We start from the raw sequence: 529 nt of genomic DNA, 5'->3' as shown, positions 1-529 counted from the left end.
GATGCAGGTCGATCCCGAGATTGGCCCAAGATTCCGTCACGGAAATGGACCATACCTCTGGGCTGTCCCCCTCCTAAGCTCGACAACACGCAGCACCGGAAGCACATGAACCGCCACAGATCAGAAGAAACGGGGACACCACCACCATGACCACCGAGAACACCCCCACCGCCCCCAGCACCTCCACCACTCCCACCACTCCCACCACTCCCGACGAGAAGGCCGCCGCCTACCTGCCGGAGCACCCCCCCCGCATCTCCGTCGCGGAACTGGCCCCCGACCTCTACCGCGCGCTGGCCCGCGCCGACGCGGCCGCCCGCAAGAACCTGGACCCGGTCATCGGCGAACTCGTCAAGATCCGCGCCTCCCAGATCAACCACTGCGCCTTCTGCCTCGACATGCACACCAAGGACGCCCTCGCGATGGGCGAGTCCGTCGAGCGCATCGTCCAGCTCAGCGCCTGGGAGGAGTCGAAGCACTACTACACGGCCAAGGAGATCGCCGCGATCGAACTGACCGAGGCCATCAC

1 protein-coding gene is annotated in these 529 nt (G+C 65.8%); it reads left to right on the top strand.

All coding sequences use genetic code 11. The features are described 5' to 3' along the window. Positions 1 to 146: 146 nt before the first annotated feature. A partial coding sequence (locus IG04_RS43540) for a carboxymuconolactone decarboxylase family protein (protein WP_036017095.1) occupies positions 147 to 529 on the top strand: 383 nt, incomplete at its 3' end.

Source organism: Lentzea albidocapillata, from assembly GCF_000719115.1.
In the GTDB taxonomy this organism is placed as follows: domain Bacteria; phylum Actinomycetota; class Actinomycetes; order Mycobacteriales; family Pseudonocardiaceae; genus Lentzea; species Lentzea albidocapillata.
Note: the sequence above shows the minus strand (reverse complement) of the source record. Positions and strands in the feature narration are given on the sequence as shown.